The sequence below is a fragment of the Streptomyces swartbergensis genome (assembly GCF_002148965.1).
Classification (GTDB): Bacteria; Actinomycetota; Actinomycetes; order Streptomycetales; family Streptomycetaceae; genus Streptomyces; species Streptomyces swartbergensis.
Window position 1 is genome coordinate 1 of record NZ_NGFN01000003.1, and the last position, 22,240, is coordinate 22,240.

26 protein-coding genes are annotated in these 22,240 nt (G+C 71.8%); 8 read left to right on the forward strand and 18 right to left on the reverse strand.

Annotated features, from left to right (window positions below):
• Positions 1-17: 17 nt before the first annotated feature.
• Together CA983_RS00945 and CA983_RS00950 are read right to left on the reverse strand one after the other, a co-directional pair.
• Positions 18-710 carry a hypothetical protein gene (locus tag CA983_RS00945; protein WP_086598938.1) on the reverse strand — a complete coding sequence of 231 codons (693 nt, stop codon included), beginning with the start codon at positions 708-710 and terminating at the stop codon, positions 18-20.
• A 132-nt stretch (positions 711-842) separates the two neighbouring features.
• The gene (locus CA983_RS00950) at positions 843-1,637 is read right to left on the reverse strand and encodes an RNA polymerase sigma factor SigF (protein WP_086598939.1); all 795 of its coding nucleotides are present in this window, start codon (positions 1,635-1,637) and stop codon (positions 843-845) included.
• A 244-nt stretch (positions 1,638-1,881) separates the two neighbouring features.
• On the opposite strand from CA983_RS00950, the gene CA983_RS00955 reads away from it, so the two are divergent.
• The 4 genes from CA983_RS00955 (at position 1,882) to CA983_RS00975 (ending at position 5,569) form a co-directional block, all read left to right on the forward strand.
• Positions 1,882-3,678, forward strand: a complete 1,797-nt coding sequence (locus tag CA983_RS00955; RefSeq protein ID WP_086598940.1) for a thiamine pyrophosphate-requiring protein — start codon at positions 1,882-1,884, stop codon at positions 3,676-3,678.
• A gap of 301 nt (positions 3,679-3,979) precedes the next feature.
• The gene (locus tag CA983_RS00965) at positions 3,980-4,381 is read left to right on the forward strand and encodes a DUF2795 domain-containing protein (protein WP_086598942.1); all 402 of its coding nucleotides are present in this window, start codon (positions 3,980-3,982) and stop codon (positions 4,379-4,381) included.
• 82 nt (positions 4,382-4,463) lie between these two features.
• The gene (locus tag CA983_RS00970) at positions 4,464-4,895 is read left to right on the forward strand and encodes a CBS domain-containing protein (protein WP_086598943.1); all 432 of its coding nucleotides are present in this window, start codon (positions 4,464-4,466) and stop codon (positions 4,893-4,895) included.
• Positions 4,896-5,026: 131 nt separating this feature from the next.
• A complete protein-coding gene (locus CA983_RS00975) occupies positions 5,027-5,569 on the forward strand; it encodes a type 1 glutamine amidotransferase domain-containing protein (RefSeq protein WP_086598944.1) in 543 nt (180 codons plus the stop codon).
• 141 nt (positions 5,570-5,710) lie between these two features.
• Here the strand turns inward: CA983_RS00975 and CA983_RS00980 are convergent, their stop codons facing one another.
• Positions 5,711-5,998, reverse strand: coding sequence for a DUF6158 family protein (locus tag CA983_RS00980; RefSeq protein WP_086598945.1), 288 nt, complete (start codon positions 5,996-5,998; stop codon positions 5,711-5,713).
• Positions 5,999-6,063: 65 nt separating this feature from the next.
• Here CA983_RS00980 and CA983_RS00985 point away from each other — a divergent pair, with 65 nt between their 5' ends.
• The gene (locus CA983_RS00985; RefSeq protein ID WP_086598946.1) at positions 6,064-7,164 is read left to right on the forward strand and encodes a baeRF2 domain-containing protein; all 1,101 of its coding nucleotides are present in this window, start codon (positions 6,064-6,066) and stop codon (positions 7,162-7,164) included.
• Between the two features lie 16 nt (positions 7,165-7,180).
• Here CA983_RS00985 and CA983_RS00990 read toward each other — a convergent pair whose 3' ends face one another.
• Both CA983_RS00990 and CA983_RS00995 read right to left on the reverse strand, forming a co-directional pair.
• Positions 7,181-8,800, reverse strand: coding sequence for an ATP-binding cassette domain-containing protein (locus CA983_RS00990; RefSeq protein WP_086598947.1), 1,620 nt, complete (start codon positions 8,798-8,800; stop codon positions 7,181-7,183).
• Between the two features lie 84 nt (positions 8,801-8,884).
• Positions 8,885-9,427: an MOSC domain-containing protein gene (locus CA983_RS00995; protein WP_086598948.1), complete on the reverse strand. Its 543-nt coding sequence runs from the start codon at positions 9,425-9,427 to the stop codon at positions 8,885-8,887.
• Between the two features lie 90 nt (positions 9,428-9,517).
• Here CA983_RS00995 and CA983_RS01000 point away from each other — a divergent pair, with 90 nt between their 5' ends.
• The 3 genes from CA983_RS01000 (at position 9,518) to CA983_RS01010 (ending at position 11,894) form a co-directional block, all read left to right on the forward strand.
• On the forward strand, positions 9,518-10,759 hold the full coding sequence (locus CA983_RS01000; protein WP_086598949.1) for a diacylglycerol/lipid kinase family protein: 1,242 nt from the start codon (positions 9,518-9,520) through the stop codon (positions 10,757-10,759).
• Between the two features lie 99 nt (positions 10,760-10,858).
• Positions 10,859-11,680 (forward strand): class I SAM-dependent methyltransferase, encoded by an 822-nt coding sequence (locus tag CA983_RS01005; protein ID WP_086598950.1) that lies wholly within the window; start codon positions 10,859-10,861, stop codon positions 11,678-11,680.
• 43 nt (positions 11,681-11,723) lie between these two features.
• Positions 11,724-11,894, forward strand: a complete 171-nt coding sequence (locus tag CA983_RS01010; RefSeq protein ID WP_059420075.1) for a hypothetical protein — start codon at positions 11,724-11,726, stop codon at positions 11,892-11,894.
• A 1-nt stretch (position 11,895) separates the two neighbouring features.
• Here the strand turns inward: CA983_RS01010 and CA983_RS01015 are convergent, their stop codons facing one another.
• From CA983_RS01015 to CA983_RS01075, 13 genes are all read right to left on the reverse strand, one after another.
• The gene (locus tag CA983_RS01015; protein ID WP_010038702.1) at positions 11,896-12,216 is read right to left on the reverse strand and encodes a gas vesicle protein K; all 321 of its coding nucleotides are present in this window, start codon (positions 12,214-12,216) and stop codon (positions 11,896-11,898) included.
• On the reverse strand, positions 12,213-12,401 hold the full coding sequence (locus CA983_RS01020; RefSeq protein ID WP_003994122.1) for a gas vesicle protein: 189 nt from the start codon (positions 12,399-12,401) through the stop codon (positions 12,213-12,215). The genes CA983_RS01015 and CA983_RS01020 overlap by 4 nt, the downstream gene beginning before the upstream one ends.
• A 39-nt stretch (positions 12,402-12,440) precedes the next feature.
• Positions 12,441-13,196, reverse strand: coding sequence for a GvpL/GvpF family gas vesicle protein (locus CA983_RS01025; protein ID WP_086598951.1), 756 nt, complete (start codon positions 13,194-13,196; stop codon positions 12,441-12,443).
• Entirely contained in the window at positions 13,193-13,531 is a 339-nt protein-coding gene (locus CA983_RS01030) for a gas vesicle protein (protein ID WP_086598952.1), read from the reverse strand. The genes CA983_RS01025 and CA983_RS01030 overlap by 4 nt, the downstream gene beginning before the upstream one ends.
• A complete protein-coding gene (locus CA983_RS01035) occupies positions 13,528-14,658 on the reverse strand; it encodes an SRPBCC family protein (RefSeq protein WP_086598953.1) in 1,131 nt (376 codons plus the stop codon). Before CA983_RS01035 ends, CA983_RS01030 begins: the two co-directional genes overlap by 4 nt.
• Complete coding sequence (locus CA983_RS46080; RefSeq protein WP_086598954.1) at positions 14,655-15,326, reverse strand: DNA primase; 672 nt, start codon at positions 15,324-15,326, stop codon at positions 14,655-14,657. The genes CA983_RS01035 and CA983_RS46080 overlap by 4 nt, the downstream gene beginning before the upstream one ends.
• The gene (locus CA983_RS01045) at positions 15,323-15,586 is read right to left on the reverse strand and encodes a gas vesicle protein GvpG (RefSeq protein ID WP_059420067.1); all 264 of its coding nucleotides are present in this window, start codon (positions 15,584-15,586) and stop codon (positions 15,323-15,325) included. Before CA983_RS01045 ends, CA983_RS46080 begins: the two co-directional genes overlap by 4 nt.
• 4 nt (positions 15,587-15,590) lie before the next feature.
• Positions 15,591-16,364, reverse strand: a complete 774-nt coding sequence (locus CA983_RS01050; protein WP_086598955.1) for a GvpL/GvpF family gas vesicle protein — start codon at positions 16,362-16,364, stop codon at positions 15,591-15,593.
• On the reverse strand, positions 16,361-16,795 hold the full coding sequence (locus CA983_RS01055) for a gas vesicle structural protein GvpA (protein WP_086598956.1): 435 nt from the start codon (positions 16,793-16,795) through the stop codon (positions 16,361-16,363). The genes CA983_RS01050 and CA983_RS01055 overlap by 4 nt, the downstream gene beginning before the upstream one ends.
• Positions 16,796-16,841: 46 nt before the next feature.
• The gene (locus CA983_RS01060) at positions 16,842-17,210 is read right to left on the reverse strand and encodes a gas vesicle protein GvpO (RefSeq protein ID WP_086598994.1); all 369 of its coding nucleotides are present in this window, start codon (positions 17,208-17,210) and stop codon (positions 16,842-16,844) included.
• Between the two features lie 92 nt (positions 17,211-17,302).
• Positions 17,303-18,232, reverse strand: coding sequence for a non-homologous end-joining DNA ligase (gene ligD, locus CA983_RS01065; protein ID WP_086598957.1), 930 nt, complete (start codon positions 18,230-18,232; stop codon positions 17,303-17,305).
• A complete protein-coding gene (locus CA983_RS01070; RefSeq protein WP_086598958.1) occupies positions 18,229-20,076 on the reverse strand; it encodes a transketolase in 1,848 nt (615 codons plus the stop codon). The genes ligD and CA983_RS01070 overlap by 4 nt, the downstream gene beginning before the upstream one ends.
• A complete protein-coding gene (locus tag CA983_RS01075; protein WP_086598959.1) occupies positions 20,073-22,178 on the reverse strand; it encodes an FAD-dependent oxidoreductase in 2,106 nt (701 codons plus the stop codon). Before CA983_RS01075 ends, CA983_RS01070 begins: the two co-directional genes overlap by 4 nt.
• Positions 22,179-22,240 lie beyond the last annotated feature (62 nt).

The following is a 22,240-nucleotide window of genomic DNA, read 5'->3' on the forward strand; positions in this document are numbered from 1 at the left end:
GTGGTGCGCGCCGCGCGTCAGCGGTACGGGTCGCTCTCCCGGTGGCGCAGGCGGTGCACGGCGGCGCCGAACGCGCCCGCGATCAGCACCCCGCCCGCGACGAGCGCGGGCACGGAGTCGGTGAAGGCACCGCCGTCGCCGGCGCGCACCCCACGCTGCACGACCGCTCCGCCGCACTCGGTGTGGTGGTCGCGCGGTTCGTCGCGTGGTTCCTCGGGGCAGGGCTCGTGGGTGGGATGGTGAGAGGGCTTGTGCGTCGGCTTGTGCGAGGGCTTGTGGTGGCCACCGCCGTGGGCCACCGTGAACGTCGCGCTCCACTCCTTGCCCTCCCCACCGGGAGCGGCCGGGCAGGTGCCGTCGACGGTCCACGCCGAGTCCTCGCCGAGGGCATCCGGGTCGCCCTCGAAGTTCTCCGCGGGGGCGATACGGGCCGTCCCCCGGTAGGCCGGGCCTGACACCTCGTCGTCGTTGCCGGTCACCTTGCGCAACGGGACCGTGCCCTCGTCGAAGGCCTGCGAGGTCGCGTCGATGCTGTCGGGCGGCGGCCCCCCGGTCGGATCACAGCTGACCGAGATGGTGAGCGTCCCCCCGGGCTCCACGGTGGCCGGGCTGACCTCGGCGGCCGGTTCGGCGGACACGACCGGCGCGAAGCCCACCAGGGCGGAGCCGGCCAGGACGGCGACGGAGAGTGCGTGGCGGGTGCGGCGCATGGAGCGAGCTCCTTCGGGCGACGGCGGAAAAGCCCTTCTGCCATCACAGCCAGCCCGCTACGACGCCGCGCGCGGCCGTGCCCCATTCGCGGGACAGTGCCACCCCATCAGGTGAATCGGAGCAACTCGGCGCTACGCGACATCCCGCATGACCTGTTCCCGGACCCGACCGCAGCACCGGCTGATCAGCCGGGACACGTGCATCTGCGAGATCCCCAGCTCCTCGGCGATCCGGCTCTGCGTCATGTCCCCGAAGAACCGCATGTACAGGATCGCCCGCTCCCGCTCCGGCAGCGCCGCCAGCCGCGACTTCACCGCCTCACGGTCCACGACCGTGTCCAGCGCCGGATCCGGCGACCCGAGGGCGTCGCTCAGGGAGTACCCGTCCTCGCTGCCCGGCAGCTCCGCGTCCAGGGACAGGGCGGTGAAGCTCTCCAGGGCCTCCAGGCCGGTCTTGACGTCCTCCTCGCTCATCTTCGCGTGCTCGGCGATCTCCGCGACGGTGGGCCGCCGGCCGGAGATGGTCTGGGACAGGTCCTGGGAGGCGAACCGGACGCGGTTGCGCAGGTCCTGGACCCGGCGAGGTACGTGCAGGGTCCACATGTGGTCCCGGAAGTGGCGCTTGATCTCGCCGGTGATGGTGGGCACGGCATAGCTCTCGAAGGCGTTGCCGAGCTCGGGGTCGTACCGGTCGACGGCCTTGACCAGGCCGAGGGCCGCGACCTGGCGCAGGTCCTCGAAGCTCTCGCCGCGGCTGCGGAAGCGTCCGGCGAGGCGGTCGGCCATGGGCAGCCAGGCCTCGACGATCTCGTCGCGGAGCGCGTCGCGCTCGGGCCCGGCGGGGAGTGTGGCGAGCCTGCGGAAGGCCTCGGCGGTGTCGGGGGCGTCGTCGTGGGGGTGCGGCTTCGCGCTGGTGTGGATCGGCATGATGTGCGTCGCAATTCCCTTGAAGGTGCTCTGGGTTGGACGGTCACCGTGGGAGCGCATCACCTGCACGGACCAGGAGCGCCGGTGGCGGCGCGATCGGCCGCTCCCACGGACGTGCCTCCTGTCCGAAGCACTGAGGTGCGCCTGCCCCCGGCCCCCGACCGCAAACCCGGAGAGGTTTTCCGCCGTCGCGCAGGGTGACTCGTACCGATGGCTCTGTCCCCATACGTCCGGGAGGTCGTACATGAGCACCAAGGTCTCCGACCACGTCCTCGAGCGGTTGCGCGAATGGGGGGTCGAGCAGGTCTTCGGCTATCCGGGCGACGGCATCAACGGCCTGCTCGCCGCATGGGGCCGGGCCGAGAACGAGCCCCGTTTCGTGCAGTCGCGGCACGAGGAGATGTCGGCGTTCCAGGCGGTCGGGTACGCCAAGTTCAGCGGCCGTCTCGGGGTGTGCGCGGCCACGTCCGGGCCGGGCGCGATCCATCTCCTGAACGGCCTCTACGACGCGAAGCTGGACCATGTTCCGGTGCTGGCGATCGTCGGCCAGACGCACCGCAGCGCGATGGGCGGCTCCTACCAGCAGGAAGTGGATCTGCACACGCTGTACAAGGACGTCGCCTCCGACTTCGTGGAGACGGTGACGGTGCCGGAGCAGCTGCCGAACGTGCTGGACCGGGCGATCCGCACCGCGTACGCGCGGCGCTGCCCCACCGCCATCATCATCCCCGGTGATGTGCAGGAACTCGACTACTCGCCGCCGACGCACGAGTTCAAGATGGTGCCCTCCAGCCTGGACCGCAGTTCGTGGACGGCGGTCCCCTCCGACGACTCGGTGCGCCGGGCCGCCGAGATCCTCAACTCCGGTGACAAGGTGGCGATCCTGGTCGGCCAGGGCGCGGCCGGTGCGCGGGCCGAGGTGGAGCGGATCGCCGAGCTGCTCGGTGCCGGTGTCGCCAAGGCGCTGCTCGGCAAGGACGTCCTCAGCGACGAACTGCCGTACGTCACCGGCTCGATCGGCCTGCTGGGCACGCGTCCTTCGTACGAGCTGATGCGGGACTGCGACACGCTGCTGACCATCGGGTCGTCGTTCCCGTACACGCAGTTCATGCCGGAGTTCGGCAAGGCGCGGGGCGTGCAGATCGACATCGATCCGCACATGGTCGGGATGCGCTACCCGTACGAGGTGAACCTGGTCGGTGACGCGAAGGCCACGCTGGAGCGGCTGATCCCGCTGATCGAGGAGGGGCGCGGGCGCGAGTGGTACGACACGATATGCGCCAACGTGACGCGCTGGCGTGACGTCATGGAGCGCCGGGCCGGACTCGACGCCGATCCGATCAATCCGGAGTACGTGGCCCGCGCCCTGGACCCGCTGCTGCCCGACAACGCGATCATCGCCTCCGACTCGGGTTCGACGGCCAACTGGTACGCGCGGCACCTGACCATGCGGCCGGGCATGCGGGGCTCGCTCTCCGGCACGCTGGCGACGATGGGCTGCGGGGTGCCGTACGTGATCGGCGCGAAGTTCGCGCACCCGGACCGGCCCGCGATCGCGCTGGTGGGCGACGGGGCGATGCAGATGAACGGGATGGCGGAGCTGATCACGGCGGCGAAGTACCGGCACCAGTGGGAGGACCCGCGGCTGGTGGTCGCCGTGTGGAACAACCAGGACCTGAATCAGGTCACGTGGGAGATGCGGGCCATGGAGGGCGCGCCGCAGTTCCTGCCGTCGCAAGCGATCCCGGACGTGCAGTACGCCGCGTTCGCGCGTTCCCTGGGGCTGACCGGCATCCGGGTGGAGAAGCCGGAGGACGTCGAGGCGGGCTGGCGTGCCGCGCTGGAGGCGGACGGTCCCGCGGTGGTGGAGTTCCTGACCGATCCGGCCGTCCCACCGATCCCGCCGCACGCCACCTGGGAGCAGATGGAGGCGACCGCCGCGTCGATCCTGAAGGGCGACTCGGACCGGGGATCGGTGGTCAAGCAGGGCTTCAAGGCGAAGATGCAGGAGTTCCTGCCGGGGCGTGAGAGGAGGAAGTAGCGGTCGCCGCGGCCGTGTGGGGCACGCCGGCCGGTTCGCGCCGGCCGGTGTCGTCCTGTGGCAGCAGCAGTTCCTCGTAACGGCCCAGCACCAGCACCACTCCGAGCATGAGCAGCGGAATGAGCACAGCGAGCAACGCCATGGCGTGTCCTTCCCCAGAGAGGTGTGGGGGGTGTGATCCGGGTCTCCCGCAGGCCGTGGCGCAAACCAGTGCGGACGGCACCGATCGGGGGCGGCGAACCCGTGTCGGCTCCCGGTGTTCGGGTACGCGGTGCGGACCCCCGACCGTCTGGAGGGAGACATGCAGCGAGGCAGCGACCGGCTGAGCGTCCACCGAGACGACGAGATGAAGCACGAACTCCAGGGGCTGCTCAGGTCCGGGCACCCCACCCGCAGTGAGGAGTGGCACGACCCGGAGCCGGCCGCCGAGGACGACCCCGAGGTCGCGTACGGGCCGGTGACGCCGAGCCGTGCGCCGACGTCCCTGGAGTCGGTGCGCCTGGAGCTGGCCCGGATCCTGGGCCGCCGGGTGTTCCCGGCGACCGCGCGCGACCTGGTCCGCGAGCTGCGCGGCCATCAGGCGCCCGACGCCCTCGTCGAGGCCCTGGAGCGGCTGCCGCGCCAGGAGCGCTACGGCAATGTCCAGGAGCTGGCCCAGGCCCTGATCCGGGCCCGGGAGACCGGGCCGGAGGAGTACGCGTAGCGACCGCACCGGGGCGTGTCGCGGGCGGGTCGGCCCGTCCGCGGTGCCCCCGCCGAGGGGGAACAGAGGAGGGCCTTCAGTGATGGCCGAGCTGGTGAAGGACGTGATGACCCCGGGTGTGGTCGCCGTACGCCCGGACGCCTCGCTCGTCGAGGCGGCGCAGTTGATGCGCACCCAGAACATCGGCGACGTGGTGGTGGCCGACGGTCAGGACGTGGTCGGCGTGCTCACCGACCGTGACATCACGGTGCGGGCGGTGGCCGACGGTGCCGACCCGATGACGGTGAGCGCGCAGTCGGTGTGCACGCCGGACCCGGTGACGGTGACGCCGGACGACCCGGTGACGACCGCGGTCACCCTGATGCGCGAGCACGCGGTGCGCCGGCTGCCGGTGGTGGAGAACGGACTGCCGGTGGGGATGGTGAGCCTCGGCGACCTGGCCGAGGCGGAGGACTCCGCGTCGGCGCTCGCCGACATCAGCCGCGCCGAGCCGGACGCCCGGGGAGGTGCGTGAGCATCGGCCGGCGGCAGGGGGACGTCGACGTCGGTGACGTCCCGACCCGCCACCTCTGAGAACGACAAGAACGTGAGGAGCGAGGCGGCGCGCTGGAGTGCCGCGCGCTCCGGGAAAGGACGTTGAGCAGCATGCGTATCGCATTTCTGGTGGCACCCGAGGGCGTCGAGCAGGTCGAGCTGACCGATCCGTGGCAGGCCGCGAAGGACGCCGGGCACGAACCCGTGCTGGTGTCGACGAAGGAGGGGGAGATCCAGGCGTTCAACCACCTCGACAAGGCCGACACCTTCCCCGTGGACGAGGTCGTGGGCCAGAGCGCACCGGACTCGTTCGGTGCTCTGGTGCTGCCGGGCGGCGTGGCCAATCCGGACTTCCTGCGGATGGACGACAAGGCCGTCGCGTTCGTCCGGGACTTCTTCGAGCAGGGCCGCCCCGTGGCCGCGATCTGCCACGCGCCGTGGACGCTGGTCGAGGCGGACGTCGTACGCGGCCGGGTGCTGACCTCCTGGCCGAGCCTTCGGACCGACATCCGCAACGCGGGCGGCACCTGGGTCGACGAGCAGGTGAAGGTCTGTGACCACGGCGCCAACAAGCTGGTGACCAGCCGTAAGCCGGACGATCTGAAGGCGTTCTGCGAGACCTTCCTCGACGTCTTCGCCAAGGAGACCGCCTGACGCGAGGGGTTCCTGAACGCGTTCGTCGACGCGATCGCGGCGCACCGGCATCGGGGGCGTTGCGGCGCTGAGCCGGGCCGCACCGGGCTTGTGCCTGCGCGGCCCGGCTTCGCGCTGTGCCGGTGCTGTCCTGTGAGGGGCTCAGGTGCCGGGGGTCGTCGGAGTCGTCGACTCGCCGCTCCCCCGCTCCCGGGCCCCTTCGCGGGTGCGGCCCGCGGCCACCGGGCGGCGCGGGTTGCGGCGCAGGAACTCGCCCTCGAGCTGCGCCATGCGTTCGTTGTGGGCCCGCAGCGCGTCGTTCGAGCCGTACAGCAGCGTGTCGTGGCGCGTGCGGTGGATGGTCTCCAGCTCCTTCATGAGCTGCTGGTCGTCCAGCCGGTCAGGGTCCACTCCGGTCATGGTGTCGCCCCGCTCGTCGTGTTCGTTCATGCGGTCCGGGTACCCGCCCGGGGAGCAACTGAGCACTACCCCCGAGCGGCATCCGGGAGGGAGCCATGGATCTCGCCTTTCTGCACCCACTCTACGAACACCCCGGGCCTTGGGCCTCGGTGTACGTCGACACCTCCCGGCACACGGAGGACACCCCCCACGAGCGTCAGCTCACGGCCCGGGCGATGGCCAAGCAGCTCGCCGACCAGGGCGCGGACGAGGCGACCTGCCGGGCCGTACAGAGCGCCATCGAGGATCTGCGGCACTCTTCCGAACCGCACGGCCGGGCCCTGTTCGCCCGCGCCGGCGAGGTGATCCTCGACCCGCCGCTGGCCCGTCCCCCGCAGGGCGGCGACTGGGCCGAATGGGCCCCGCTGCCGCGTGTCACACCGCTGCTGGAGCTGGCCGGCGAGGACCCGGTGTGCGTGGTGGCGTACGTCGACCGCAAGGGCGCGGACTTCGAGCTGCGCAGCGCGCTGGGCCGGGAGCAGGCCGGGAGCGTCACCGGGCGGCAGTGGCCGGTGCACCGGACGAGCTCCGTGGACTGGTCCGAGCGGCATTTCCAGCTGCGGGTGGAGAACACCTGGGAGCACAACGCCGCGGAGATCGCCGACGCGCTCGCCGTGTGCCAGGAGGAGACCCGCGCCGACCTGCTGATTCTCGTCGGTGACGATCGTGAGCGGCGGTCCGTGCACGAGCGGCTGCCCAAGCGGCTGCACGACCTCGTCGTCGAGGCGCCGCACGGCAGCGGCAGCCGGCTCCTCGACGAGGACGTGGAGCGGGCCCGCGCCGAGCATGTGGCGCGGCAGGCCGAGGCCGAGCTGGAGCGGTTCCGGGCCGCCCGGAACCCGGACGACGAGGGAAGGGCCGGGGCCGTGGAGGGCGTGCCCGCGCTGGTCGAGGCGGCGCGCGAGCACCGCATCGACGAGCTGCTGATCAGGCCGGACGGACCGGACGCGCACCGCGAGGTGTGGATCGGCGAGGACCCGGACCAGGTGGCGGTGCGGCGTACGGATCTGAAGATCCTCGGCGAGCAGCACTCCTGGCCGGCCCGGGCGGACGACGCGCTGATCCGCTCGGCGGTGGCGACGGACGCGGCGGCGCTGGCCGTTGCGGAGCGGGAGGTTCCGACGGGCGGACTCGGGGCGCTGCTCCGCTGGAAGTGAGCCGGGGGGCGGTGCCCTAGCGGGCCCGTTCCACCCGGCGTTCGTCCCAGACCGGGTCCGGGGTCTCCCGGACCCGGCCGTCGCTGCCGAAGACGAGGTAGCGGTCGAAGGAGCGGGCGAACCAGCGGTCGTGCGTGACCGCGAGGACCGTGCCGTCGAAGGACTCCAGGCCCTCCTGGAGCGCTTCCGCGGATTCCAGGTCCAGGTTGTCGGTCGGTTCGTCGAGCAGCAGCGCCGTCACGCCCTGGAGCTCCAGCAGGAGGATCTGGAAGCGGGCCTGCTGGCCGCCGGACAGACGCTCGAACGTCTGCTCGGCCTGGTTCGTCAGCTCGTAGCGGCGCAGCCGCGACATGGCCGCGCCGCGGTCCTGTGCGTACTCCTTCCACAGGATGTCGAGCAGCGCGCGGCCCTCCAGCTCCGGATGCGCGTGCGTCTGCGCGAAGTGGCCGGGGACGACCCGGGCCCCGAGCTTCCAGTTCCCCGTGTGCGCCACGTCGTCGCCGGCGAGCAGGCGCAGGAAGTGGGACTTGCCGGAGCCGTTGGAGCCGAGGACGGCGACGCGTTCGCCGTAGAAGACCTCCAGGTCGAAGGGCTTCATCAGACCGGTCAGCTCCAGGTTCTCGCAGGTGACGGCCCGGACGCCGGTGCGGCCGCCCTTGATCCGCATCCTGATGTCCTGCTCGCGCGGCGGCTCCGGCGGCGGACCCGCCTCCTCGAACTTGCGCAGACGGGTCTGCGCGGCGGCGTATCGCGAGGCCATGTCGTGGCTGACAGCCGCGGCTTGACGGAGCGTCAGCACCAGCTTCTTCAGCTGCGCGTGTTTCTCGTCCCAGCGCCTGCGCAGTTCCTCGAAACGCTCGAACCGCAGTCGGCGGGCCTCGTGGTAGGTGTCGAACCCGCCGCCGTGCACCCAGGCGTCGGCGCCCGCCGGGCCCGGCTCCACGCTCACGATCTTCTCGGCGGCGCGGGCCAGCAGCTCCCGGTCGTGCGACACGAACAGCACGGTCTTGCGCGTCTCCTTGAGCCGCTCCTCCAGCCAGCGCTTGCCGGGAACGTCGAGGTAGTTGTCCGGCTCGTCGAGCAGCAGCACCTCGTCGGTACCGCGCAGCAGCGCCTCCAGGACGAGCCGCTTCTGCTCGCCGCCGGAGAGGGTGCGGACGAGCCGCCACTGTGCCTTGTCGTACGGGATGCCCAGGGCGGCCGTGGTGCACATGTCCCACAGCGTCTCGGCCTCGTAGCCGCGGGCCTCGGCCCAGTCGGCGAGGGCCTGGGCGTACTTCAGCTGGGCGGCCTCGTCGTCGACGGTCATGAGGGCGTGCTCGGCGGTGTCCACGGCGTGGGCCGCCTCGCGGATGCGGGGGGTGGCGACGGAGACGAGGAGGTCCCGTACGGTCGTCTCGTCCCGTACGGATCCGACGAACTGCCGCATCACGCCGAGTCCGCCGCCGACGGTGACGGTTCCGCCGTGCGGCTTGATCTCACCGGCGAGCATCCGCAGCAGGGTCGTCTTCCCGGCCCCGTTGGGCCCCACGAGGGCGACGACGGCCCCCTCCCCCACCCGGAACGAGACATCACCCAGCAGCGCCCTTCCGTCCGGCAGGTAGTACTCCAGGTGTGCGGCTTCAAGGTGGCCCATGGGCGCGATTCTGCGGCCGCGACGGTGCGCCGGGCAAACGCATTTCTGAAACGACACCGCAGACCGGAAGCACCGGGCAGCGTCTCAGACCCGGTCCAGAGGCCGGTGCGGACCGGTGGGAAGTTCCGCCTCGATCGTGTCCCCGGGACGCACCACGCCCCCTTCCCGCACCACGCTCATGATCCCGGCCTTGCGCACGACGTTCCCCGCCTCGTCGCGGCCGACGACCCGCTTCAGCAGCCCGTCCTGGAAGGTGTCGATCTGCATGCAGGGATTGCGCAGACCGGTCACCTCCAGGACCGCCGTGTCGCCGATGCGCAGCAGCGTGCCGACCGGCAGACCGAGCAGGTCGATGCCCCGCGTGGTGATGTTCTCGCCGAGTTCGCCGGGCGCCACCTTGAACCCCTCTTCACCGACCTCGGCGAAGAGTTCCTCGTGCATGAGGTGCACCTGGCGCAGGTTCGGCTGGGTGGGGTCCTGCGCGATGCGCGAACGGTGCTTGACCGTCACTCCGGCGTGCACGTCCCCCTCCACCCCGAGACCGGCGAGCAGCCTGATGCTGTCCCGGTTCGGCTTGGTGAACGAGTATTCCCCGTTGCTGCTGACCGCCGTCACTAGCCCGCTCATGCCTCGGATCCCCCTCTTCGGTCACGATGATCACTCCGAGCCTGCCCGTGGACGGCCGGTGTGTCCACCCCCTCGGGGTACCCGCATCCCATGACGCCCGCCGCCCCGGACCCCGTCCTGTCCCGCCTGAGCCGCGGCGCGAACCACGGCGCCCTGTGGTTCGCGGCCGCCGCCGCCCTCGCCGCGACCCGCACTCCGCGTGCCCGGAGGGGAACGAGGTGGTGGTCGGCCGCCGCCTTCGCGACCGGTGTCGCCCTGGAGTCCCCCGCCTGGGGCACGGTCGTCGGCCCGGTGGCCGCCTCCGTCGTCCTCTCCCGCGGCCACACCGGCGCGCACTTCCCGCGTGACGCCATGACGGGCGCCGCCCTCGGTGTGGGTGCCGCGCTCGCGCTACGGGGCATGGTGCCGACGCGGGGCCAGGTCGCCCCGCCGGCCCGCCCCCGCGCCGAGGTCCCGGCGCTGCCGGACGGCGAGGGACTCGTGCTGGTGGCGAACACCGCAGCGGGGAGCGCCGAGCGTGCCCGCGCCCTGCGGGACGCCCTTCCTCGGGCCGAGGTCGTCGAGTGCGAGCCGGGGGACGTGGCCGCCGAGCTGGAGCAGGCGGCCGCCCGCGCCCGGGTCCTCGGCGTGTGCGGCGGCGACGGCACGGTGAACGCCGCCGCCCGCGTCGCGCTCCGCTCCGGCCTGCCCCTCGCGGTGCTGCCGGGCGGGACGCTGAACCACTTCGCCTACGACCTGGGCATCGAGGACGTACGCGATCTCGTCCGCGCGCTGCGTGCGGGCGAGGCCGTGCGCGTGGACGTGGGCCGGTACTCCTGCGGCGGGAAGCACGGCGTCTTCCTCAACACGTGCAGTGTCGGCGTCTACCCGGAGCTGGTGCGCGAGCGGGAGCGCTGGTCGCACCGGATCGGCGGCTGGCCCGCCGGCGTGCTCGCGGCCCTGCGCGTGCTGCGGGCCGACGGCCATCCGCTGGAGGCCGAGTTCCAGGGCCGTACGCGCCCCCTGTGGCTGCTGTTCGCCGGGAACGGGACCTATCACCGCCTGGGGCTGGCCTCCGGGCGCCGGAAGGACCTCGCGGACGGGCAACTCGACGTGCGTGTCGTGCACGGTGGACGCCGGCCGGCGGTCCGGCTGCTCGCCGCCGCCCTCGCGGGGCCGCTGACCCGCTCCCCGGCCCACGCCGCCGTCCAGGTGGGACGGCTGCGGCTGGACCACGTGGCGCCCGGCACGCTCCTCGCCTACGACGGTGAGGTCATCGAGGTGGAGGGCCGCGTCACCCTGGAGAAGCTGCCCGAGGCGCTGACCGTCTACCGGCCGATCCCCTCCAGCTGACGTACCGTCAGTCCATATGCCGGGAATGCGGTCTCACCATGCGGCCGGACCGCGTACGGTGATCCCCTGCCGACCCGAACGGAAGAGGGGGGATCCGCCATGCCGGAACCACGGGAGACCGCTGTCTACACGCACGGGCACCATGAGTCGGTGCTGCGTTCGCACACCTGGCGCACCGCCGCCAACTCGGCCGCGTATCTGGTGCCGTCGCTCCGCCCCCACATGAAGATCCTGGACGTCGGATGCGGGCCGGGCACCATCACCGCCGACCTGGCCGCGCTCGTGCCCGACGGACATGTCACCGGCGTCGACCGGGAGCCGGAGATCCTGGAGCGGGCGCGCGCCACGGCTGCCGGGCGGGGTGTGGCCAACGTCGACTTCGCGGTGGCCGACGTGCACGCCCTGGACTACCCGGACGACACCTTCTGTGTGGTGCACGCACACCAGGTGCTTCAGCACGTGGGCGATCCGGTGCGGGCGCTGCGCGAGATGAGGAGAGTGGTGAAGCCCGGGGGTCTCGTCGCCGTGCGGGACGCCGACTACGAGGCCATGACCTGGTTTCCGGCGTCCGAGGGGCTCGACGACTGGCTGGACCTCTACCGCCGGGTCGCCCGGGCCAACGGCGGTGAGCCCGATGCCGGGCGCCGGCTGAAGGCGTGGGCGCTGCGCGCCGGCTTCACGGACGTCACGGCGACCTCCGGCACCTGGACCTTCGCCACGCGGGAGGAGCGGGCCTGGTGGAGCGGGCTGTGGGCCGACCGGACGCTGGCGTCGGCGTACGCGGACCGGGCCCGGCTGGGCGGACACGCGAGCGAGGCGCGGTTGCGGGCCGTGGCCGACGCCTGGCGGCAGTGGGGGGAGCGGGAGGACGGCTGGTTCAGCGTGCTGCACGGAGAAATTCTCTGCCGAAAGGACGCCTGAAATACGGATTCGGGGACACCCTTGAAAGCAGGAGGTTCGAATTATGGTTCCCATCCTGCTGGTACTGCTTCTGGCTTTGATCCTTTTCGGCGCCGGATTCGCAGTAAAGGTACTCTGGTGGATCGCGTTGGCGGTCCTCGTTCTGTGGCTGCTGGGTTTCTTCGTCCGTGGTACGTCGGCGACCGGAGGCAGGGGCCGGTGGTACAGGTGGTGAATTAGCCCCCGTCCCGGGGGAGCAGCGGTCCGAGCGGCCCGAGGTCCAGATTGAGGTCCTCGGGCCGCAGTCCGTAGCGGTCGCGCAGTTCCGCCATCCGCTCCTCCAGCAGCATGAGAGTGAGCCCGATCCGCTCCTCCTGCTCCTCGCTGAGATCCCCGACGTCGAACCGGCGCAGCGCCTGGCGCTCCATGAGCTGGCGCAGCAGTTCCACCACCGTGAGCACGAGCTTGACCAGGTCACGCTCGACGGTGTCGGGTTCCAGGTCCAGCCGGTTGCGGCGCGGCCGCGGATCCTGCGCGGGCTGGTCGGACGACGTCACAGCAACTCCTCGAACGGGGAGGGCACCTGGGCGTTCACCGAGCTGATGAGCGCGTTGAGGTCGATACGGACAAGGTCGACGTCGGCGATGCGCAGGGTGATGTCCCCCGTGATCACGACGCCGCCGGCGAGCAGCCGGTCGAGCAGGTCCACGAGGGCGACCTCACGGCGTTCCACTACGGTCACGGCTTCTCCCCGTCTACGGTCACGGCTTTTCCCCGTCGGTCATGTGGCCTCCCCGGCGAACGAATAGGCCGCCCAGGGGCCGGTGAGTTCGACGCGCATTCCGGGCACCTCGCCCTTCGTGCGGTCCACCATTTCCACGAATTCCTCGGAATGCGCGCGCGGCACGAGATAGGCGGCGTTCAATACGTTCCGCCCGGTCGCTTTGGAAAGCGTGGGGTTCTGCGGGGGATGCAGCCGGGAATCCTCCGCGAAGGCGGAGAGCTTCTCGTGCAGTCGGTTCGAGAAGCTTTCCGCCTTCTGCCACATCTCCTCGTGCGACCTGGTCTGCATACGCCGCTGCCGCAGGTAGTCGCGGCCCGAGGTGGCCTTCTGCGCGGGCCGGGCGCTCTCCTGCGGTTCGGACTCGGCGTACACCTTCACGCCCCACTCGACCCGGCCCTCCAGCCGGTCGAGGGTGCGCCGGAAGTCCTCTTCACGGGCCTCGATCATCGTCCGCACGCCGCTGTCGTCCCGGAAGACGGTGCCGAGCCGCAGCGGCAGCGGGGTCGTGACGGTGGTGAGCGCGTCGATGACGCCCTGGTGGGCGCGGGCGGTCTCGGTGAGCCAGTCGAGGTCCTCGAGATGGGCCCGGAGCGGTTCCTCCGCGAAGTCCCGCTCCGGTACGTGGCTGACCACGGCCACGAGGCCGTGGTGGTTCAGCGCTCTGGGCGGATCACCCGCCACCCCCGTCAGCTGGGACTGGAGCGGCGTGCCGAAGGGGCGGCAGACGGCGTAGACGTACCGCAGTCCGGTCACGGTGCCTCCTTCTCCTGCGCCCGGCTGGGCTCCAGTTCCTCCAGCCGGGCCAGCCTCTCGCGCAACTCGGCGTTCTCACGGGTCAGTTCGTCACGGCGGGCCCGCGAGCTCAGTGCCGGGTCGGTCTCCCACCAGTCGATGCCCATCTCCTTCGCCTTGTCCACCGAGGCCACGATCAAACGCAGCTTGATGGTGAGGAGTTCGATGTCGAGCAGGTTGATGCGGATGTCGCCCGCGATGACGATGCCCTTGTCGAGCACCCGTTCCAGGATGTCGGCGAGGTTGGCGCCGCTTCCATGGCCGTAGGGTTCGGGCATCCTGCTGGGCGTCGTCATCGCCGGCTCCCGCCTTCGGCGTACTCGTCCTCGTCGGCCTCGGTCTCCTCGTACTCGCCTTCAGGCTCTTCCTCGGCCTCTTCCTCGGGCTCTTCCTCGGGCTCTTCCTCGGGCTCTTCCTCGTCGTACTCCGACTCGGCTTCGTCCTCGTACTCGCCCTCGGGTTCCTCCTCGCCGTTCTCTTCCTCGTCCTCGGCGTACTCGTCCTCGGGTTCCTCGCCCTCGGGGCGCTCCTCCTCGGACTCCTCCTCGGACTCCTCCTCGGCGAGCGCGTCCTCGTGACTGCGGACCACCTCGCCGTCGCGGATCTCGCCGCGCCAGCCGTCCTCCGCCTCACCCTTGATCGTGACGAAGCGGACGAAGTTCTTCAGGTCGAGCCGGGCGCGGCGGCCCTGGGCGCGCCAGATGTTGCCGGTCTTCTCGAACAGCCCCGTGGGGTAGTACTCGATGACCAGCAGGACCCGGGTGAGGTTGTCGGCGAGGCGATGGAAGGAGACCACGCCCTTCGTGGTGCCCTTGGCGCCCTCCGACGTCCACGCGATGCGGTCGTCGGGCACCTGCTCCGTCGTCTTCGCCTTCCAGCTGCGATTGGACCAGAAGACCTTGAGCTGCCAGTCCGACGTGGTTTCGTCGCCCTTGTTCGCGCTTTTGACACCTTTCGCGAACGTGCTGAAGTCCTGGTACTGGGTCCACTGGTCGTACGCCGTGCGCAGTGGTACCCCGACGTCGATGTGCTCGATGATGACGGTGGGCTTCTTGCCCGCCGAGCGCTTGCCCTTGCCGCCGCCCAGGTTCTTCAGGGCGCCCGTGACCTTGTCCTTGAGGCGTGAGCCACCCGTCTCCACTGCGGCGCGCACCGGGCCCTTGCCCTCGGCGAGCTTGCGGCCGCCGTCGAGGGCGAGCTTGGCGAAGCCGGGGCTGTTGCCCTCGGCGATGTCGTTGAGTCTGTTGGTGGTCTCACCGAGCTTGCGGCCCACACCGGTGAGCATGCGGGTCGCCTGGGCGGCGAGATACTCCTGCAACTCGGCCTTCAGCCGGTCGGCGGCCTCGCTGTGGGCCACGTCGGTGAGCGGGTTCTTCGCCGCTCCGTTTGCGGCGGAGGTCGCTGATCCGAGCGTGTCGGTCATCCCTCACCGCCTCCCTTCGGCAGCCGGGTCCGGGAGCTGCCGCCCCTGTTCCCGGCTGAGGTCGCCTTCTTCGCGGCCGTGGTCTTCTTCGCCGCCCCCTTGCGGCCCGCCGTCTTCTTGGCGGGGGCCTTCCTCGCGGGGGCCTTCTTGGCGGATGCCTGCTTCGCCGTCTGCTTCGCGGGTGCCTTCTTGGCCGGGGCCTTCTTCGCCGCGTCCTGTGGGGCCGGCTCCGGCTCCTCGTCCTCCTCCTCCGGCCCGGAGTCCTCGGGCTCCTCGTCCTCGGTGTCCTCGGGCTCCTCCGCGTCGGTGTCCTCGGGCTCCTCGGCGTCGGTGTCGCCTGTGCCGGGCACCACGCCCGACAGTTGGTCGCGTACCTGGGCCGTGCGGCTGTGCAGCCGGTCGGCGACAGCGTCGAGCTGCCGCTCGACCATGGCACCGGAGGCCGCCTTGCCGACACCGCGCAGATCCTGACGCAGCTGGTCGCCGATCTCCTTGAACTGCGGGTTGTTCCGCAGCTGCTGCTGGACCAGGTCCGCGACCATGCGCGGGCTCAGGTTCATCTTCTTCCCGGCCACCAGGCCGCCGACGGCCACCGCCATCTTGAGTTTCTTGGTCCGTCCCAGGAGGTATCCGGCCCCCACGGCAAGACCCAGTCCCACTCGGTTCATTGTGTTGTCCCGTTGCCCGTTCCCGCGCTCCCGCGCGAAGCGATCTCCAACCGGTCGAGGAGTTCGTCCTCAAGGCGGTCGAACTCCTCCTCCGTGATCTCACCGGCCTCCAACTGCTCTTCCAGCCGGGACAGTTCGGCCCGGACCGTGGCGGGGTCGTAGTAGATCCGCTCGGCCTCCTGGAGCACCTGTCTGATGGCCCAGGCGCTGCCGCGCACCGGTGCGAACGGCAGCAGCAGCACCTCCGAGATCAGGCCCACGTCGTCACCCCGCTCCGGTGTCCGTGCCGCTCGCCACGGTGCCGGCCGGCTCGGTCGGGCCCGGCTCGACGAAGCTGTACGGCGGCAGCGGTCCGTTGACCCGCACCTCCAGGTGCGGCAGTTCCTTGCGGGCCTCCTCCACGGCCACCAGGAAGTTCTCGGCGGTCTCCCGGTCCACCAGGAACGACACGTTGGCCAGCCAGCCGGTGGACTCGGGGCCCACGCTGACGGCATCGGCGGACGGTTCCAGGAGGCGCTGGAGTGCGGCGGCGTCCTCGGCCTCCCGGGCCTTGACCGCGGCCGCGACCATCTCGCCGAGCCGGATCTTGTCGTCGTAACTGCCGCCGCCGGCCTGCCGGTTGGCCTCCGCGAGACCGCGGATGTCCGGGTTCTCGGCCATCACCTGGTGAAGTACGGCGTCTTCGACGTGGTTGGCCTTGACGTTGTACTCGACCCGGCCGTCCAGGGCCCGCAGGCGCTCTTTGTAGTGCTCGGCACGCTCGGCGAGGACCGCCGTGATCGAGTTGTCGTCCGGGGCGACGCTGCCGAACCGCATGGGCAGCACACAGCCGGCCGCGCCCGCCTCGCTGAGCACGTTCTGGTGGGCGAGCAGGTCCTTGCGCTTGGGCCGCAGCCCTTCGGGCGCCTCGCTGACGACGGCCGCCAGGTCGCCCTCGCGCAGGATGCGCACCGGGCGTGGCGGGTCACCGACGCCGCCCATGCCCTCGGGGAGCCCGGGGTGCGAGCTCGCGGCGATGCCGTAGACGTAGGTGCTCACTCCTGCTCCTCCTTCCGGCGGGCGGACGTGCTCTTGCGGGCTCGCGGACGGGACTCGGTCTCCTGCTCGGAGCCATCGGAACGCGCCTGCTTGAAGGCGTCGGAGATGGTTTCGGCGGCGCCGGACAGCGCCCCCTTGGACTTACCGCGCGCGCCGGACTCGGTCATCTCCCCGACCAGGTCGGGCAGGCCCGGGTCCTTGCGCGGCCCGGCCTCCAGGTCGAGCCGGTTGCACGCCTCGGCGAAGCGCAGGTAGGTGTCGACGCTGGCGACGACGACGCGAACGTCGATCTTGAGGATCTCGATGCCGACCAGGGAGACTCGCACGAATGCGTCGATGACGAGCCCCCTGTCCAGAACAAGTTCAAGCACGTCGTAGAGACCGCTGCTGCCGCCTCCGCCACCGGTCTGCTGTGCCGGTACGACTGTCATGCCGGATGTCCCTCCTTGTCTGTGGGTGCGGGTCCGCTCGGGCGGCCTAGTGACCGCCGGTCCTTCGCGGGTCGGACCGCCCCCGCTCGTAGCGGCGGACGCGGCGATAACCCGTGAGCTGTCCCTGGGCGTCGAGTTCCACCTGATAGCTCGCCATCAGGCTCATCGTGTCGGGCACGCGCTCGAGTTCGAGGACCTCGACCTCCAGCGCCCAGCCCTGCTCGGTCTGCTCGAAGGACGACACGGACTCGGCGGTCATGCCGGTGAGCTCCGCGAGCTGACTGCGCGCCTGGCGCAGCACCTCCATGGGGCTCGGCCGGTCGTCGGCCGCGTTGTCAGTAGATTTGCCGGAATTTTGAGAGTCCTGAGCCTTCTGTGAACTCTGTGACTCTTGGGTGTTTCTTGTGTTCGACATGGCCACCTCCCCCTCCGTGTGGCCGCAAGAGTGTTCGCCAAACCTCTACGGGCGCATGCATCTGCCACCCGCCGGCGGCCACGGGGTGTGGCTCAGCCGCGCAGGGCGTTCAGCCGCCGCCGGGCCGGGCCCAATGCCCGGCCGCGGTTCAGCAGGCCCGACCAGGGGTTGGTGCGGGCCTGCTCCACGGCGTCGGCGATGGTCCAGCGGCGGGCGTGCAGCTCCGGGTCGTCCAGCTGGTCCCAGGTGACGGGGGTGGCCACGGGCGCGCCCGGCCGGGGCCGGACCGTGAAGGGCGCGACGGCGGTCTGCGCGTAGGCGTTGCGCTGTATGTCGAGGTAGAGCCGCTCCCCGCGGTCCTTCTTGCGGGCGGCGGTGGTGAGCCGGTCGGGGTGGGCGTCGGCGAGGGTGTCGGCGACGTCCCGGGCGAAGGAGCGCACCTCGTCGAAGTCGTGCCGGCCGTTCAACGGCACGATCACGTGCAGCCCGCGCGATCCGGTGGTCATCAGCGCCGAGGGCAGCTCCAGCTCGTCCAGCAGCTCCCCCAGCAGCCGGGCGGCCTCGCGCACGGCGTCGAAGTCGTCCTGCGCCGGGTCGAGGTCGAAGACCAGCCGGTCGGGGTGGTCGACGCTGTCGGCGCGCGAGAGCCAGCGGTGCAGGGTGATGCCGGCCTGGTCGGCCAGGTAGAGGAGGGTGGCGGTGTCGTCGCAGACGACGTGGCGGACGGTGCCGCCCTCCTTGGCCACCTCGACGCGGGTGATCCACTCCGGGTAGTGCTCCGGGGTGTTCTTCTGCATGAACCGCGGGCCGTCGAGCCCGTCCGGGTGCCGCTCCAGCATCAGCGGGCGGCCACGCAGGTGCGGCAGCATGAAGGGCGCGACGGCCCGGTGGTAGTCCACCAGGTCGCCCTTGGTGTACTCCTTGGCGTCGCCGCCGCCGGGGAAGAGCACCTTGTCCGGCCGGTGGACCTCCACGGTGCGGCGGCCCGCCCGCACCCTGCGCGTGCCGTCATCGCCGCTCACGGCACGACCGCCTCCTCCACCAGCAGCCGCCCGGCCGCGGCGATCGACTCGGCGTCGATGCCCGCGGCGTGCAGCTGCTCGTCCGGGGACGCCGAGCCCGGCATGCTCCGCACGGCGAGCCGCACCAGGCGCGGTACGGGGCGCCCGTCGGCGAAGGCCTCCAGGACCGCGTCGCCGATGCCGCCCTCCGCGTGGTGGTCCTCCACGGTCACGAGGCAGCCGGTCTCCTCGGCGGCCCGGCGCAGGGCGGCCCGGTCGACGGGCTTCACCGAGTACAGGTCGATCACCCGCGCCTGGATGCCCTCCCCCTCCAGGGCGTCGGCGGCGGCCAGCGCCTCGTGCACGGTGACGCCCGCCGCCACGAGGGTCAGCCGGTCGCGGTCGGAGGAGCGCAGCACCTTGCTCCCGCCGACCGGGAACTCCTCGTCCGGGCCGTAGATCACGGGGCTCTCGCCGCGCGAGGTGCGCAGGTAGCGGACGCCCTCCAGACCGGCCATCGCACCGACGAGCCGCGCGGTCTGGTTGGCGTCGCAGGGGTACAGCACGGTCGAGCCGTGCACCGCCCGCATCATCGCCAGGTCCTCCAGACCCATCTGGCTGGGCCCGTCCTGGCCGATGGCGACGCCCGCGTGCGAGCCGACGAGGTTGATGCCGGAGCCGCTGATGGACGCCATCCGGATGAAGTCGTAGGCCCGGGTCAGGAAGGCGGCGAAGGTCGCGGCGTACGGCACCCAGCCGCGGGCCGCGAGCCCGACCGCCGAGGCGACCAGCTGCTGCTCGGCGATGTAGCACTCGAAGTAGCGGTCGGGGTGCTCCTTGGCGAAGAACTCGGCCCGGGTGGAGTCGCCGACCTCGCCGTCCAGGGCGACGATGTCGCCGCGGCCCGTGCCGAGTGCGGCCAGCGCCTGCCCGAAGGCGTTGCGGGTGGCGACCTCCTCGCCCTTGTCCCACGTCGGCAGTTCGAAGTTCCCGGTGTGGACCGAGTGCAGCATGCGGGCGGCGGGGGGCTCCTGCACCCGGAGGCGGATGTCGCGCGGGCCGCCGAGTTCGGTGATCGCCTCGTCGGCCTCGGGCAGCGGCTTGCCGTGCAGGCCCTCGCGGTCCTGGACGCCCTCGACGCCCTTGCCCTTGAGGGTGCGGGCGAGGATCGCGGTGGGCTGGCCCTTGGTGGACGCGGCCTCTCCGTAGGCGCGGTCGATCGCGTCCACGTCGTGCCCGTCGACCTCGATGGTGTGCCAGTCGAAGGCCTGGAAGCGGCGGGCGTAGGCGTCCAGGTCGTGGCCGTGCCGGGTCGGGCCGCGCTGGCCGAGCCGGTTGACGTCGACGATCACGGTGAGGTTGTCCAGGTGCTCGTGCCCGGCGTGCTCGGCGGCCTCCCACACGGATCCCTCGGCCAGTTCGCTGTCGCCGCACAGCACCCACACGCGGTAGCCGGTGCGGTCAAGCCGCTTGCCGGCCAGCGCGATGCCGACCCCGACCGGCAGGCCCTGCCCGAGCGAGCCGGTGGCCGTCTCGACCCACGGCAGACGCTGGGGCGTGGGGTGCCCTTCGAGGCGGCTGCCCAGCTTGCGGAAGGTGAGCAGTTCCTCGTCGTCGATGGCGCCGGCCGCCTTGTACGCGGAGTACAGCAGCGGCGAGGCGTGTCCCTTGGAGAGGACGAAGCGGTCGTTGCCGGGGTGGGCGGGACGGTCGAAGTCGTAGCGGAGGTGGTGCGCGAGCAGGACGGCCATCAGGTCCGCTGCGGACATGGATGACGTCGGGTGCCCGGAGCCCGCGGCGGCGGCAGCGCGGACACTGTCCACACGCAGCTGCTGTCCGAGGTCGGCGAGTTCACCGGTGTTCATGAGTCTCCTTTCGCGGAGTCGTCCGGGACGTCGGATCGCTTGACGGGGCCGGGGGCGGTGTCGGGACCCGGGGGTGGCTGGTCGGCCGGGGAGTGTGGGGTGGGCCCGGGCTGGTTCTTGGCGGGCTCGGCGCCGGGCTGGCTCTTGGCCGGCTCACCACCCGGCTGCCCCTTCGCGGGCTCGCCGCCGGGCTGGTTCTTGGCCGGCTCACCACCCGGCTGCCCCTTCGCGGACGCACCCCCGGGCTGGTTCCTGGCCGGCTCAGCACCGGGCTGTCCCTTCGCAGACGCACCCCTGGGCTGATTCCTGGCGGGCTCGCCGCCGGGCTGGTTCCTGTCGGGCTCAGCACCGGGCTGCCCCTTCGCGGACGCACCCCCGGGCTGGCTCCTGGCGGGCTCACCGCCGGGCTGGTTCCTGGCGGGCTGGTTACTCGCCGGTTCACCATCGGACCGCCCCTGCGGGGCTTCACCCCTGGCTTGGCTCCTGGTCGGCTCACCACCCAGATGCCCCTTCGCCGGCCCGCCCCCGACCGGTCCCTTGGCAGGCTCGTCGGTCGGCCAGTTCCCGGTCGGTTCACCGCCGGGGCGGCCCTTGGCCAGCTCCTCTTCCGATCGGCGCTGTGCGGTCCCGGATCCGGGCCGGTCCTGCGTCGCCTCGGATCCGGGCTGCCCCTTCGCGGGTTCTGCTCCGGCCCGGCCCTGCGAGGATCCGGCGCCGGTCCCCCCGTCGTGTGTGTCGGCCTCGATCGCCGCCCCCGGCCCCGACCGGGCGCTCGTCTCCTGCCGCCGCTCCGGCCCGCCCGGTACCCGGGCCAGCTCCGGCGAGGACGTGTCCAGCGGCACCGACCAGGACCGGACGAGCCCCAACTGCACGGCCTGGCGCGGCAGTACGGCGTCCAGCAGCCAGTCGGCGGCGACCCGGACGCGGTTGCCGGGCATCGCGGCGAGGTGGTAGCCCCGCGTCACCGCACCCGCCGGCACCCCGGACAGGGGCACGCCGAGCGGGTTGGCGGCGGCCTTCGCACCGCCCAGGTCGACGACGAAGCCCAGGTCGCGATGGCGGTAGGGCTTGCGCGCACCGCCCAGGCCGAGCGAGGCGGCGACGTTCTCCGCCGCGACCTTGCCGTGCCGCCAGGCGTGCTGCGCGGTCATCGGCGTGTAGCTCCCCGGCTTCTCCAGATCCGGCACCGCGGCCACGTCACCGCAGGCGAACAGCTCGGGCCGGCCCGGCACCTGGAGGTGCGGGTCGACCAGCAGCCGCCCCTTCTCCATCGGCAGCCCGAGGGACTCGACCAGCGGGTCGGGCCGTACGCCCACGCACCACACCAGCGTCCGGGTCTCGACGAACTCGCCGTCGGTCAGCACGACCCCGTCGGGCGTGGCCTCCTTCACGGAGGTGCCCATTCGCACGTCCACGCCCCGCTGCCGCAGCACCCGGTCGGCGGTGGCGGAGAGCTTCTCGTCCATCTCGGGCAGCACCCTCGGCGCCACGTCCAGCAGCATCCAGCGCGGCCGCATGCCCTGCCGCAGCGGGTGCTTGCGGACCTGCGCGTCGGTGAACATCTGCCCGTGCGCGGCGACCTCGGTGCCGGTGTAGCCGGCGCCGACCACGACGAAGGTGCACCGGGCGGCGCAGCTCTTGGGGTCGTCGGCGGCGGCTGCCAGCTCCACCTGCCGGGTCACGTGGTCGCGCAGGTACAGCGCCTCCGGCAGCCCCCGGAAGCCGTGCGCGTACTCGGCGACGCCGGGGATCGGCAGCAGCTTGTTGACGCTGCCGGCGGCGAGCACCAGCCGGTCGTAGGCGAGCGTGCCGCCGTCGCCCTCGGGGCCGGTGTAGTGCAGGGTCCGTCYGTCGAGGTCGATACCGTCGGCCTCGCCCAGCACCAGCCGTACGTTCGGCAGCGTGTCCGAGAGGGAGACCGTGACCCGGCGCGGCTCCAGGGCCCCGGCGGCGACCTGGGGCAGCAGGGGCAGATACAGGAAGTAGTCGGTCGGGTTCAGCAGGGTGATGTGCGCCCGGCCCCGGGTCATCCGGGACAGGGTGCGTGCCGTGCGGTACCCGGCGAAGCCGGCACCGACGATCACGATGCGGGGTCGACTCACGGTTCGCCTCCGGCGCTGTCGCGTAGCTCGGGAGCCTTCCGCGTCCCCCTGGCCAGGGCACC